Raw genomic sequence first — 13722 nt, 5'->3', positions numbered from 1 at the left:
CCAAATTTATAGATTTTTATCCTCATTTGGGAATTGTACCTTTGCAAAAAAACATTTTATGCGATTAATGGCATTCGATTACGGCACCAAACGTATTGGCATTGCGGTAACAGACTCCTTGCAGATTATTGCTACCGCCTTAACAACGGTGCATCCCGACGAGGTATGGGCTTTTCTAAAAAATTACCTCGCCAGCGAGCAGGTGGAAACTTTTGTGGTCGGAAAACCCTTGCAGTTGGATGGTACCGATTCGGAATCGGCACAGCATGTGGTTGGTTTTATCCGTAAACTGAAAAAGGAGTACCCCGGGATTGCTGTTGAAGAGATCGACGAACGTTTTACCTCCAAGATGGCGTCGGCGGCTATAGCACAGTCGGGGCTGAAGAAAAATAAAAAACACAGCAAGGGTTTGGTCGATACGGTGTCGGCAACATTAATTTTACAAACCTATATGGACAAAAAAGCATTTTAATTTATGGCTATTCGAGACATTACATTTTTTAGTGAAGACATTGATTTTACCTTAAAAGATAAGGCTAAAGTTCGGGCTTGGATTTACGATACGATTAAAGCCGAAGGCTTCGCCCGTGTGGCCGAGTTAAACTTTATTTTCTGCTCCGACAGCTACCTTTTAGAGATCAATAAAAAGTACCTAAACCACGATACGTATACTGATATCGTAACTTTTGACGCATCGGAAGCGGAGGAGGTCATTGCGGGGGATATCTTTATATCTGTGGAGCGAACGACTGAAAATGCCGCTAAATTTGGCGTCAGTGCTGTCGACGAGCTGCACCGTGTTATTATTCATGGCGTATTGCATCTTTGCGGTTTCCTCGATAAAAAGAAAGCGGATAAAGATTTAATGACAGCCAAAGAAAATGAGTACCTCGCCAAAAGAGTACTATAAAATTTACAATACGATAAATTATATACTTAATAAGTTTTGTTATTTTCAGCCTTTTGAAGATTCTAATTTATTAGCGTATGCAGTTATTTTTACTCGTTGTACTTTTTCTTTTTACGGCGTCTTTTAGTTACGCACAGACACAGCAGCCACAGGCTTGGCTTATTTATTTTGGGCACACCAAAATTAAAGATAGCAAATGGGGTATTCACCATGAGTTGCAATTGCGCGACTATCAGATTATTGGCGACCATAACCAAACGTTGGCCCGGGTAGGGGCTCAGTATCAATTTAAACCCTACTTGCAGGGCACATTAGGTTATGGTTTTGTCTATACCGAAGCCATGGGCGCCCCCAATAACCCCTTTAATGAGCATCGCATTTATCAGGAGATTATGGCGTCGCATGGTATAAAAACTGCCAAGCTGCGGCATAGATTCCGCTTGGAGGAGCGTTTTATTGAAAACCAGGATTTTCGTGGCCGTTTTCGTTATAACCTTTTTGTAGATGTGCCTTTAACGAAATATGGCTTTTCTGCTAAAGGGTCTTACCTGGCTTTCTATGATGAGGTTTTTATAAATCTTTCCGACAATAGCAACATAAAGGCTTTTGACCGAAATAGGGCTTATGCGGGTTTGGGCTATAAGGTAAAAAATAACCTCGGCATTCAGTTGGGGTATATGCGTCAGCATGTAGGTACAGCAAAGGGCACGAATCATATTCTGCTATCTACACACCATCAGGTACATTGGAAATAAAACGTATATGGAAAAAAAAGAGGCGGTCTATACATTGTATAGACCGCCTCTTTTAGGGTAGTATCTTATCTATTCTTAGAATCTTTCGAATTGAGAGAAGAAGAAGTTTCCTTCGATCTGCGCATTTTCGTCTGAGTCTGATCCGTGGATAGCATTTGCATCGATAGATTTAGCATATTTGTTACGGATAGTACCAGCCTCTGCTTTTGCAGGATCTGTAGCACCGATTAATTGACGAAAGTCTTCAATAGCGTTATCCTTCTCTAAAATTGCAGCAACGATAGGACCTGAGGTCATAAAGTTTACAAGCTCACCATAAAATGGTCTCTCTTTGTGCACGGCGTAGAAATCACCGGCATTTTCTGCTGTTAATTGGATATATTTCATTGCCACGATTTTAAAACCGCCCGCAATAATGTCATTTAAAATAGCTCCGATATGACCATTTGCTACCGCATCTGGTTTAATCATTGTAAAAGTTCTGTTAGTTGCCATAACTTATAATTCAATTATATTTTTGCAAAGGTAAGTTTTTGTTTAACAAGTTCCCTGCATTGACATCCATCTTTTTTATTTTTACTTTTTAATTTTTCATTTTTACTTTTTTAACATTTACTTTTGCTAACTATGGGTAAGCATCTAGAAGTTACAATTGATAAGGATTCCGGTTTTTGCTTCGGCGTTGTCTATGCTATTGATATGGCCGAAGAGATTTTGGAAGATGAGGGGTATCTGTATTGCTTAGGCGATATTGTGCATAATGATGAGGAGGTTGCGCGGTTAAAAGCTAAAGGTCTTCGCATTATTAACCATGATGTTCTCCCGACGTTGCAGAATGAAAAGGTGTTGATCCGTGCGCACGGTGAAGCACCGGAGACGTACCGTATAGCACTGGAAAATAATATTACCTTAATCGATGCCTCATGCCCTGTCGTATTAAAGCTACAAAATCGAATAAAAACATCGTTCGATGATCAAGAGAAGATTCTGATCTTTGGTAAACATGGACATGCCGAGGTTATTGGCCTGCAGGGGCAGACAAATAATGAGGCCTTGGTGTTTCAGGATATCACAGAATTGGATCATGTTGACTTGCCGGCATCGTTTACCCTATATAGCCAGACCACAAAAAGTGTCGATAAATTCTACGCCATAAAAAATGAGCTTATCAGCCGTGGATATACGGTAAAAGCCAATGATACCATCTGTAGGCAGGTGTCTAACCGCTATGAAGACCTGGGCGATTTTGCCAAGCAATACGACAAAATTGTTTTTGTCTCGGGCAAAAAATCCTCGAATGGTAAGGTGTTGTACGATGTATGTAAAGCGGCAAACCCTAACTCCTATTTTATTTCCGAAACACAGGAGCTCGAAGGGTTGACGTTTCTTGCAGGTGAGCGTATTGGTATCTGTGGAGCCACTTCAACCCCCATGTGGTTGATGAAGGAAGTAAAAGCTGCCCTGGAGCAGTTGTAATCCAGTCATGTAATTTTCAAAATAACGATCTTGACCAACTGAACCGTTATTTTTTGCCTATTTTTGTGGCGATGAGAAACAAAGCTAAAAAAGGTGTTTTATTAGTACAATTGGGTACGCCCGATGCGCCACGGACTCCAGAAGTGAAAAAATATCTGACCGAGTTTTTAATGGACGGCAGGGTAATTGATATTCCTTATTGGACGCGGACGTTATTGGTAAAAGGTGCTATCGTGCCCAAAAGAGCGTCCAAGTCTGCGGCAACGTATGCCACAATTTGGGACGAAGAAACCGGGTCGCCGCTAATGCATTACAGTATATTGCAGCAGCAGCTATTGCAGCAGCAGCTGGGCGATGAATATCATGTGGAGCTGGCGATGCGCTACCAGAACCCATCCATAGAATCTGCATTAAAGAAAATGGAGGGTATGTTTTTTGATTCTATACAAGTTATTCCCTTATTTCCGCAATATGCTTCGGCAACTACGGGTTCGATAATCGAAAAGGTGATGGAGATAATGCGTAAGTGGCAGTATTTTCCTAAAGTTTCCTTTGTAAACAGCTATTGCGATGATGAAGGGCTGGTGGAAACATTGGCCGAGAATAGTAAAAAACACGATATCGATAGTTTCGATCATATCTTATTTAGTTACCATGGTCTTCCGGTACGTCAGTTAGGAAAAGTAGACCCTTCAGGCAATTTAAAGTGCCCAGATAATGGCTGCGACCAGTGTAAGGTAGAAAAGAATGCCTTTTGTTATCTTTCGCAGTGTTATGCTACAACCCGAGCCATTGCCCGTAAGTTGGGCCTAAGCGAAGACCGCTATACCGTTTGTTTTCAGTCGCGTTTAGGTAAAACCCCCTGGATACAGCCGTATACGTCGGATGCATTGCACGATTTAGCTCATAAAGGTGTTAAGCGTTTATTGGTATTCAGTCCGGCATTTGTTTCCGATTGCATTGAAACATTAGACGAGATTCAGGTAGAATATGCCAATGAATTCAAACAATTGGGCGGTGAAGACGTTGTTATGGTCGAAAGCTTAAACGATAATCCACGCTGGATACAATCGTTAAAGGAAATGGTACTTCAAAACTAAGATTTGTATGGTTATTTTTTTTGCGTTACTGCTGTTTGTACTCGATTTTTATATCTTTTTTGCCCTTCGCTCCACCAAGATTCGCTTTGCCCATAAACGCTGGTTTATGTTTTTATGGTGGGGTTTTTCGCTGAGTCTATTAACCGGTGTATTTATTGGTTATAAGTTTAATATTCCATTAACCCTGCGTTCTGTAATATTGGTGGCATTTTTTATGACCGCAGTGTCAAAGATAATCTATGCGTTAATTTTATTTATCGACGATATGCGCCGGGGTGGGGTATGGCTTTCTCGGCTGGGGGCTCCAAAAAATAAAGCCGCAAGCGTAGAGCCGATAACAGCTGTAGCACCGACAGCAGATAACGCAGCGAATACCATCAGTCGGTCCGACTTTTTATTAAAATCGGGCTTGTTAGTAGCATCCTTGCCCTTGGCTCCCTTAACCTGGGGTATTGTCTCTGGTGCTTACGATTATACTATCCGCCGGCAGAAGCTGCTGTTGCCAAATCTACCGAAGTCGTTTCATGGATTTAAAATCGCGCAGATTTCGGATGTGCATTCAGGGTCTTTCTATAACCATAAAGCCGTTTTGGGGGGTGTAGAGATGTTATTGGGCGAAAAGCCTGATGCGATCTTTTTTACGGGTGATTTGGTGAATAATGTGGCGACAGAAATGCGCGATTATCAGGATATATTCTCCAAACTACATGCCGACTATGGGGTGTTCTCCACATTGGGGAATCACGACTATGGCGATTACTATTATGGCCCTGAGGATAGCGCTGCAAAGCGTAAAAACCTGCAGGATTTGATCGATACGCATAAGGTTATGGGTTGGGATTTACTGATGGATGAAAATAGAACCCTTAAAGTCGGACAGGATGAAATTGCCATTGTTGGCGTGCAGAATTGGGGTACAGGGCGTTTTCCGAAAAAGGGAGATCTAAAGAAAGCCTTACAGGGTACCGACGATAAAGCGGTTAAGTTATTGCTGTCGCACGACCCTTCGCATTGGCGTGCCCAGGTGCTGGATACGGATGTCGATGCCATGTTTGCAGGGCATACCCATGGCATGCAATTTGGCGTTCGTGGGGAACACTACCAGTGGAGCCCGGCAAAATATATCTATAAAGAGTGGGCGGGTTTATATACCGAAGGGAAACAGCAGCTGTATGTTAATACAGGCTATGGGTTTTTAGGGTATCCCGGCCGTGTAGGCATTGTGCCTGAAATTACCATTTTTGAATTGTCGGCAACCTAATCGTTGCCTATTACGAGGCTGTTGTCGAACAGCGGCACATACTATACCCTAAAAAAAGGGAAATCTGCTGGCAGATTCCCCTTTTTTACGTATAAAATTAACGCGTTTATAGCGATAAAATCTCGACAATACGCGTAAGGTTTGTATTTACCTCGTTTATATGTTTAATAGCTTTGCTAAAAGGCGTAAATGCAATTTCGCCCGCAATAATACCCGCCATCTCACCTCTGCGCCCCTCTAATAAGCCTTCTACAGCAGCAACACCCAAGCGGCTAGCCAGCACACGGTCCATACAAGAAGGTTTACCACCGCGCTGAATATGCCCTAAAATCGAAACACGAACATCATAATGCGGGAAGTTTTCTTTAATTTTTTCGCCTACGACTAAACCACCTTCATTGTCGCCTTCGGCCACAATAACAATACGCGATGATTTATTGGCTCTAGACTTGTCTAAGCGCGTCATGATGGCATGGTAATCTACGGTTAGTTCGGGTATTAACACCGCTTCGGCACCTGTACTAATTCCCGAGCGTAAGGCAATAAGCCCAGAGTCTCTACCCATCACCTCGATAACAAATAACCGATCGTGCGATTCTGCTGTATCCCTGATTTTATCTACAGCGTCTACAACCGTATTGATAGCTGTATCGTAACCAATTGTAAAGTCGGTTCCGGCGAGGTCATTATCAATAGTTCCGGGTATACCAATAATCGGAATATCAAACTCCTGGATAAATTTATCCGCGCCCGTAAAGGTACCATCGCCTCCGATTACCACTAAGGCCTGAATATTTAATTTTTTGATATTTTCATAAGCCTTTTTACGGCCTTCTACCGTTCTAAACTCATCACATCTTGCAGTTTTTAAAATCGTTCCCCCCCGTTGGATAATATTAGCTACCGATTTGGCATCCATGGGTATAATTTCCCCGGTTACCAAACCGCTATATCCCCTACGTACACCATACATATTTATGCCGTGGTAGATACCGGCACGAATTACGGCTCTAATAGCGGCATTCATACCTGGAGCATCGCCCCCGGAGGTTAAAACTGCAATATTCTTAATTTCACTCATACTTCAAATATAGCAATGTTTGCTGAAAATCGTTATTAATTTTATATTAAACCCCTTATTTACTTGCTTTAAATGCATCAATTCCCGACTGCAGGTATGCTGCATAACTGTTGATATTATAGTCGGCACCACGCTGTGGTACCAAGACATTGCCCTCGGGATCTACAATAACATATAAAGGTTGTGAGTTGCTGTTATACGTTGAAGCTTGGAAGTCACTGTTTTTCTTTCCAATGGTATTAATCTTCTTACCACTGTAAGTTGATGTATACTGCTCCGATGCAGCAAGTTCCGTTCTGTCGTCTACAAAAAGCTCGGCCATAATAAACTCCGTTTTTAAAAGTGCTGCCACCTTAGGGTCGGTCCAAACATTAGCTTCCATTTTACGGCAGTTAACACAGTTCCAGCCTGTAAAGTCGATCAGTACAGGTTTGTTGGCCACCTTCGCTGCGGCGATAGCTTCGTCGTAATCGTAGTAAGGCTCAAAACCTTTCGGTGTACCACGCTCGTGGAAGATATCGTAATATTTACGCGTATGCGCATCGCTGGATGCTGGCGAACCGCCCACGCCAAGCTGAGCTACCGATAAATCGAAGTCTTGCGTTGCCGAAGGAGGCAAAAATGCGGATATCGCTTTTAAAGGTGCTCCCCACATGCCGGGAACCATATAAACGACAAAGGAGAATGTGATAATTGCAATAATCGTGCGTGGCACCGATAAATAAGGCAGGTCGCTATCGTGCGAGAATTTGATTTTGCCGATAAGGTATAAACCCAGGAGGCCAAATATTACAATCCATAAGGCTAAAAATACCTCCCTATCCAACCAATTCCAGTGGTAGGCTAAGTCTACGTTGGAAAGGAATTTTAAAGCTAAAGCAAGCTCCAGGAAACCCAATACAACTTTTACACTGTTTAACCAGCCTCCAGATTTTGGCATAGACTTCATCATAGAAGGGAAGATGGCAAAAAGCACAAAAGGTATTGCCAAAGCCAGCGAAAAGCCTAACATACCGATGGCAGGGCCCAAGCGCTCGCCTTTGGATGCGGCATCGACCAATAAAGTGCCGATAATAGGACCGGTACAAGAGAACGATACGACAGCCAAACTAAAGGCCATAAAAAATAAACCTATCAGTCCGCCTTGATCAGATTTGGAATCGATTTTATTGACAAATGCACTTGGCAGTGTAATTTCAAAGGCACCGAAGAATGATGCTGCGAATACCACCAATATTAAGAAAAATACAAAGTTAAAAATACCGTTTGTCGACAGCTGATTTAGGGCATCCGAACCGAAGGATATGGAGATAATCATCCCCAGTGCTACGTAGATAACAATAATAAATAAGCCATATAATAGCGCTTGCGATATTCCTTTGGTGCGCGAGGCCGCCCTTTTGGTAAAGAAACTAACCGTTAAAGGAACCATCGGAAAAATACAAGGCATAAAAAATGCCGCAAAACCACCTAACAGTCCGGTTATAAAGACCCCCCATAAGGATAATTTGTCGGAATCTGTTGGGGTCGGTGTCGGTGTCGTTGCGGTGCCGGAAGTTTTGCTGCTGTCTGCCAACTGCGCAGAGCTGTCCTGTCCATCCGAGAATACCAAATCATCGGGCACCGGCAGAAGCTCCGATTCTTCGGTGCTGGAGCCATCCGTAAACTCAAGCCCCTCGGTAGATAATAAGCTGTCTTTCTGTGCGAAGCTTATGGAGGTTGAGCCTATAAATAACAAAGTAATTAAGGCCAACAAATACGTTTTCATATGCTATTGTCTGTTTGTGTGTTTTGAAGATGTAAAAGTATAAAAAAAGGCAGTAGAAATACTGCCTTTTTATGTTTTATGGTTTTATAACTACTTTAATGTGACGGTAAAATTATACTCGTCTGGAGGAAGACATTGCGACTTGTCGCAGGCTTGCCACTCCACCGTTCCTTTAACCACTGCGCCCGATTTGTTAATTTTCACCTTTTGTTGAAATACCACCTCGTTTGTAAAGTAAGGGACATTCATTTTAAACACATCCTCATATTTCGTTTTTGGCTGCGGTTCAGCAACTTTTCCATTTAAGCTGAAGTCTTTGGAAGATGTAAACTTAAATGAAGTTGGAATCGGGCCGCCGTCAGGAACATTCTGTGCATAGATGTTCCATCCGTTTTGAATGGTAGCTTTAATAAAAATCACCGCTTCCGTTTTACTTAATACCTTGGATGCTACAGACCATTTTACAGGGGTGTGGATCTGTGCAAATGCACTAGCTACTGTCATCAGTACAGCAACAACCACTAGACTTAGTTTTTTCATAATTACTTTAAAAATACGCTCTCGCTACTATTGAACATTTGTCTTTCGACTCTAACTTTGTCCGTAAGTTTAATGCTAAGTTACATTTTATCTTTTGGTAAAGTCAAGTAAATTTTTTGTTATAGCTACAGCAGGTAACGAATATCTTTTAGGTCGAACTTATGGATCTGCTCTTGTATGCGTACACGCAGCAAACCATCTTGCTCTACATCCAGGATAGTACCCCTATGCTGCTGCCCATTGATCTCGTAGGTTGCAGCCCTGTTTCGGTTAAATAAGCGGCTGTTGTAAAGCGCGAGTACTGCGTCGAAATTTTCCTGGTACACCTGATAATAATGCAGTAGGCGCTGTCTTATCTGCGTCGACAAGGCGATAAATGTCAAATTAATATCAGAATTTTCTAATCGCAAGGAGGTCGTTTTGTGGCGTATATCTTCGGGAAATTCAGTACCATAAATATTGCAACCTATGCCTATAATAGCGTGTGAAATATTTGTACCGCGGATTTTATTTTCGATGAGCATGCCCGCAATTTTCTTTTTATTGACCAGGATATCATTAGGCCATTTAATCGATACAGGCTTTTTTGTCCATTCTTGTATACAGTCGTAAAGTGCTAAACTTGAGATTACTGTTAACGCGAACTGTTGATTTACGGGCAAGTTATCGGGACTGAAAACATAGCTTACGGTAAGATTTTCGCCGGGTTTGGTAAGCCAGGTATTGCCCCGTAATCCGCGTCCTTGACTCTGATGTCTTGCCAGAATGGCAGTAAATGGAATCTGTGGCTTGAAATTTGACAATAGCTGTTTTGCATAATCATTTGTGGACGGTATTTCCTCTAAAACAATTATACTATAAGGGGTAGAATGTCCAAAAAATGTATTATTTTGCAAAAGATATAAGATTTTATGTTTCGCAGTAAAACTATAACAATTCTTAATGAGTAAAAAGAAAAATTCAGAATTATCGAACAGACTGGCAGATATCGTTGTTCTTGGTATGCAAGAAAAAAAAGGCAATGATATTGTTAAACTGGATATGAGAACGATAAATGCTACTGTTTCGGATTATTTTGTGATTTGTCACGCGGATAGCAACGTTCAAGTTAATGCTATAGCCAATAGCATAGAAGAAGAAGTTTTTAAAGCATTTGGCCAGGAGCCTTGGCATAAAGAGGGGCATGGAAACGGCGAATGGTTGCTGTTAGATTTTGTAGATGTCGTGGTGCATATATTCCGGACAGAGAAAAGAGAACACTACCGTATCGAAGAGCTATGGGGCGATGCCATTGTAGAGCGGTTTAAAAGTGCATAAAGAGATTAATTTAATAGATACGTATTTAAATTGTAATGAAGAAAATTCCGAGTAAAAAGGTGACTCCTGTTCCGCCTAAGTTTAATATGATATGGCTATATATTGCCATGATAGTAGGATTTATCCTATTAAATTTTGTGTTTAGCGCCGGTAGTTCGAAGGAAACTTCCTATGAAAACTTTGAAAAAAACATGCTCCTTCCGGGAGATGTAGATAAGATTATAGCTTATAAAAACAACGATTTAGTAGAGGTTGAGGTGTATATAAAACCCGACCGCCTAAAAGAGGAGAAGTATAAAGATGTAGCCCCATCGGGCAATAGCCTTTCTTTCTCGCGTACCAGCGGACCGCAGTATACCTTTACTATGGGGTCTGTAGATACCTTCGAAAAACAGCTTGCAGCCTCACAGGAAAATTTGCCTGAAGGGACACCTAAAATAATGGCAAAATATGATACCAAGAACAACGCGTTCTCGAGTTTCTTCTTGTCGTTTATATTGCCATTTGTTATCCTTATCGCCATTTGGATCTTCTTTATGCGCCGTATGGGTGGCGGTGGTGCCGGTGGTGGCGGTGCCATCTTTAATATTGGGAAATCTAAAGCGCAGCTTTTTGATAAGGAGTCGCAGATAAATATCACCTTCAATGATGTTGCCGGTTTGGAAGAAGCCAAGACAGAGGTGATGGAGATCGTAGACTTCTTAAGAAACCCTAAAAAATATACCGACTTAGGGGGTAAGATTCCTAAAGGTGCTCTATTGGTAGGCCCTCCGGGAACGGGTAAAACGTTGCTGGCAAAGGCTGTTGCGGGTGAAGCGCAGGTGCCGTTTTTCTCCCTGTCGGGATCCGATTTTGTGGAAATGTTTGTGGGTGTGGGTGCCTCGCGTGTAAGGGATTTATTTAAACAGGCTAAAGAAAAAGCACCTTGTATTATCTTTATCGATGAGATTGATGCTATCGGCCGTGCACGTGGAAAGAACTCCATTATGGGTGGAAACGATGAACGCGAGAATACGTTAAACCAGCTTTTAGTGGAGATGGATGGTTTCGGAACAAATGTGGGGGTTATTATTCTTGCGGCCACAAACCGTCTGGATGTGTTGGATAGCGCCTTATTACGTCCGGGACGCTTCGATAGGCAGATTTCTATTGATAAACCCGACTTAATTGGTCGTGAGCATATCTTTAATGTACACCTTAAACCGTTAAAGCTTGCTGAAGAGGTTGATGCGAAAAAGCTATCCGCTCAGACGCCTGGTTTTGCCGGTGCCGAAATTGCCAATGTATGTAACGAGGCTGCCCTTATTGCAGCGCGTAAAAATAAAAGTGCTATTGAAATGCAGGACTTCCAGGACGCTATTGACCGCGTGATTGGTGGCTTGGAGAAAAGAAATAAAATTATCTCGCCGGATGAGAAACGTATTGTTGCTTATCATGAGGCGGGGCATGCTATTGCGGGATGGTTTTTAGAACATGCAGATCCTTTGGTGAAGGTGTCTATTGTTCCGCGTGGTGTTGCAGCGTTGGGGTATGCGCAGTATTTGCCTAAAGAGCAGTTTTTGTATACCACAGAGCAACTGATGGATAGCATGTGTATGACTATGGGAGGGCGTGTTGCAGAGGATATATCCTTCGGCAGAATCTCTACCGGTGCTCAGAATGATTTGGAGCGTATTACCAAGCTTGCCTATGCCATGACTGCGGTATATGGTATGAACGATAAAGTCGGCAATGTGTCTTTTAGAGATGGGGCTTCAGAATCGCAGTTTCAGAAACCTTACTCCGATCAGACGGCCGAGTTAATCGACGATGAGGTACGTAAATTAATCGCCGATGTATACGAGCGTACCAAGCAGCTGTTGTTAGATAAACAAGATGGCTTAATTCGTATTGCCGAAAAACTGTTGGAGAAAGAGATCTTGTTTCAAACGGATCTGGAGGAGATTCTTGGGAAACGTCCGTTTGCTAACCGTACAACGTATGATGAGTTTGTAAACGGTGGTGTTGATGGCGGTGGTGTGCCACCGACAGAATTGCCGTTACCTCCGATTCCTGAGGATGCTCAACCGGCTCCTGATCCTTCAACAAATGTTAAAGAAGAAGAAAAATAAAAATACATCATACTATAAGCCGTAAGCCCTCCGCTTACGGCTTATAGCTTTATGGCTTTGTATATAGCCTTTTAGCCTACTATTGCTGTCCATATGAATATTAGAAATACCACTGCGAAGGAAAAGATGCTGAAGAATATTAGGCAGGCTTTACTGCAAAGGCGGGATAATCCACATCCTGATTTTGAAGATTCTCCCTTGTATAAGGATGAAGAGGACCCTTTGGATGTTACCTTTGCACGCGAGTTTACGGCCATTGGTGGAAAGTTTATCTATTGCGATGGTGAGATTTCCGTTATCGAAAACTTGATCGATTTGGTTGAAGAGCTTTCCGTATCTCGGATTTATGCCTGGGAGAAGGAGGTGCAGCAATTGATGTATACCTATGGGTTTCCAATTTTAGCTGCTGATGACGGCTTTGAGGATGCCGATATCGGTATTACCCTATGTGAAGCCTTAGTGGCGCGCAATGGAACTGTTCTCGTTTCTAATGCCGGAAGTGCGGGTCGTAGATTAAGTATGTATCCGCCAATACATATTGTTTTGGCCAAGGCTTCTCAGTTGGTAATGGATATTAAACATGCACTAACGAAAGTACGCGACAAGTATCCGGAGCAACTGCCGACAACCTTAACCACAATCACTGGCCCGAGTCGTACTGCCGATATAGAGAAGAAAATAGTTTTAGGAGCGCATGGCCCAAAAGAGATTTATGTGTTTTTAATGGAAGATAGATTTTAATACCCCATGATTCAGTTTTATATAACCCATATGCCTGTAGCAAGTGTGATTTTTGCATTTACTATAGCCACAAGTTTATATGTGTTTTCTAATCCGCATATGTATGGAAAGCTTATGCTATCTCCATATCAGTTGCATCGAGATCGGTCTAACTGGTATACGATCTTCAGTAGTGGCATTATACATGCCGATTGGGGGCACTTGCTCTTTAATATGATAACCTTCTATTATTTTGCTTTTCCGCTGGAACATATGTTCGTTTTGCAGAGTGGGCCGATAGGGCATGTATATTTTGCTGGTTTATATCTGTTAAGTTTGGTGTTGAGTGATATTCCAACTATTGTACAGCAAAAAAATAACCCCGGATATGCCAGTTTAGGTGCTTCAGGGGCTATATCTGCGGCTTTGTTTAGTTATATCCTTTTTCAGCCTAAAACCATGTTAGGGATTTTTATGATTATCCCTATGCCGGCGTATATTTTTGCGGTGCTGTATTTGGCGTATTGTATCTGGGCATCCAAAAATGCTAACGACCGGATTAATCATGATGCCCATTTATTTGGCGCCTTATCGGGGGTGTTAATAACCATGCTGCTTTACCCCTGGATAATTCAGCATTTTATTGGCCAGTTTTAGTATCGCATGCAGGCCGACCTTGCGGC

At 42.2% G+C, this 13722-nt stretch carries 15 protein-coding genes; 10 read left to right on the top strand and 5 right to left on the bottom strand.

The genetic code is table 11. The features are described from left to right. Window positions 1–58 precede the first annotated feature (58 nt). The 3 genes from ruvX (at window position 59) to ACL9RF_RS10880 (ending at window position 1665) form a co-directional block, all read left to right on the top strand. Complete coding sequence (gene ruvX / locus ACL9RF_RS10890; RefSeq protein WP_422800656.1) at window positions 59–472, top strand: Holliday junction resolvase RuvX; 414 nt, start codon at window positions 59–61, stop codon at window positions 470–472. A gap of 3 nt (window positions 473–475) precedes the next feature. Further along, window positions 476–910 (top strand): rRNA maturation RNase YbeY, encoded by a 435-nt coding sequence (gene ybeY, locus ACL9RF_RS10885; RefSeq protein WP_422800655.1) that lies wholly within the window; start codon window positions 476–478, stop codon window positions 908–910. Window positions 911–987: 77 nt separating this feature from the next. Then, window positions 988–1665 carry a DUF2490 domain-containing protein gene (locus ACL9RF_RS10880; RefSeq protein WP_422800654.1) on the top strand — a complete coding sequence of 226 codons (678 nt, stop codon included), beginning with the start codon at window positions 988–990 and terminating at the stop codon, window positions 1663–1665. Between the two features lie 75 nt (window positions 1666–1740). Here the strand turns inward: ACL9RF_RS10880 and ACL9RF_RS10875 are convergent, their stop codons facing one another. Further along, on the bottom strand, window positions 1741–2160 hold the full coding sequence (locus ACL9RF_RS10875; protein WP_422800653.1) for a nucleoside-diphosphate kinase: 420 nt from the start codon (window positions 2158–2160) through the stop codon (window positions 1741–1743). 132 nt (window positions 2161–2292) lie between these two features. Between ACL9RF_RS10875 and ACL9RF_RS10870 the strand changes: the two genes are divergently transcribed. From ACL9RF_RS10870 to ACL9RF_RS10860, 3 genes are all read left to right on the top strand, one after another. Further along, window positions 2293–3141, top strand: a complete 849-nt coding sequence (locus ACL9RF_RS10870) for a 4-hydroxy-3-methylbut-2-enyl diphosphate reductase (protein WP_422800652.1) — start codon at window positions 2293–2295, stop codon at window positions 3139–3141. A 71-nt stretch (window positions 3142–3212) separates the two neighbouring features. Beyond that, window positions 3213–4241, top strand: coding sequence for a ferrochelatase (gene hemH, locus ACL9RF_RS10865; protein ID WP_422800651.1), 1029 nt, complete (start codon window positions 3213–3215; stop codon window positions 4239–4241). Window positions 4242–4248: 7 nt separating this feature from the next. After that, complete coding sequence (locus tag ACL9RF_RS10860) at window positions 4249–5502, top strand: metallophosphoesterase (RefSeq protein ID WP_422800650.1); 1254 nt, start codon at window positions 4249–4251, stop codon at window positions 5500–5502. 106 nt (window positions 5503–5608) lie between these two features. Here the strand turns inward: ACL9RF_RS10860 and pfkA are convergent, their stop codons facing one another. From pfkA to ACL9RF_RS10840, 4 genes are all read right to left on the bottom strand, one after another. Further along, complete coding sequence (gene pfkA, locus ACL9RF_RS10855; protein WP_422800649.1) at window positions 5609–6583, bottom strand: 6-phosphofructokinase; 975 nt, start codon at window positions 6581–6583, stop codon at window positions 5609–5611. 55 nt (window positions 6584–6638) lie between these two features. Beyond that, window positions 6639–8351 (bottom strand): protein-disulfide reductase DsbD family protein, encoded by a 1713-nt coding sequence (locus ACL9RF_RS10850; RefSeq protein ID WP_422800648.1) that lies wholly within the window; start codon window positions 8349–8351, stop codon window positions 6639–6641. 90 nt (window positions 8352–8441) lie between these two features. After that, complete coding sequence (locus ACL9RF_RS10845) at window positions 8442–8891, bottom strand: protein-disulfide reductase DsbD domain-containing protein (RefSeq protein ID WP_422800647.1); 450 nt, start codon at window positions 8889–8891, stop codon at window positions 8442–8444. 125 nt (window positions 8892–9016) lie between these two features. Further along, window positions 9017–9787: a biotin--[acetyl-CoA-carboxylase] ligase gene (locus tag ACL9RF_RS10840; RefSeq protein ID WP_422800646.1), complete on the bottom strand. Its 771-nt coding sequence runs from the start codon at window positions 9785–9787 to the stop codon at window positions 9017–9019. A 46-nt stretch (window positions 9788–9833) separates the two neighbouring features. Here ACL9RF_RS10840 and rsfS point away from each other — a divergent pair, with 46 nt between their 5' ends. From rsfS to ACL9RF_RS10820, 4 genes are all read left to right on the top strand, one after another. Further along, complete coding sequence (gene rsfS / locus ACL9RF_RS10835; protein WP_422800645.1) at window positions 9834–10208, top strand: ribosome silencing factor; 375 nt, start codon at window positions 9834–9836, stop codon at window positions 10206–10208. A gap of 35 nt (window positions 10209–10243) precedes the next feature. Then, a complete protein-coding gene (ftsH, locus tag ACL9RF_RS10830; RefSeq protein ID WP_422800644.1) occupies window positions 10244–12319 on the top strand; it encodes an ATP-dependent zinc metalloprotease FtsH in 2076 nt (691 codons plus the stop codon). Window positions 12320–12412: 93 nt separating this feature from the next. Beyond that, complete coding sequence (locus ACL9RF_RS10825; protein WP_422800643.1) at window positions 12413–13060, top strand: LutC/YkgG family protein; 648 nt, start codon at window positions 12413–12415, stop codon at window positions 13058–13060. Window positions 13061–13066: 6 nt separating this feature from the next. Continuing rightward, on the top strand, window positions 13067–13696 hold the full coding sequence (locus tag ACL9RF_RS10820) for a rhomboid family intramembrane serine protease (RefSeq protein ID WP_422800642.1): 630 nt from the start codon (window positions 13067–13069) through the stop codon (window positions 13694–13696). The last annotated feature ends 26 nt before the right edge of the window (window positions 13697–13722 follow it).

The sequence above is a fragment of the Sphingobacterium sp. Mn56C genome (assembly GCF_049319645.1).
Lineage (GTDB): Bacteria > Bacteroidota > Bacteroidia > Sphingobacteriales > Sphingobacteriaceae > Sphingobacterium.
Note: the sequence above shows the minus strand (reverse complement) of the source record. Positions and strands in the feature narration are given on the sequence as shown.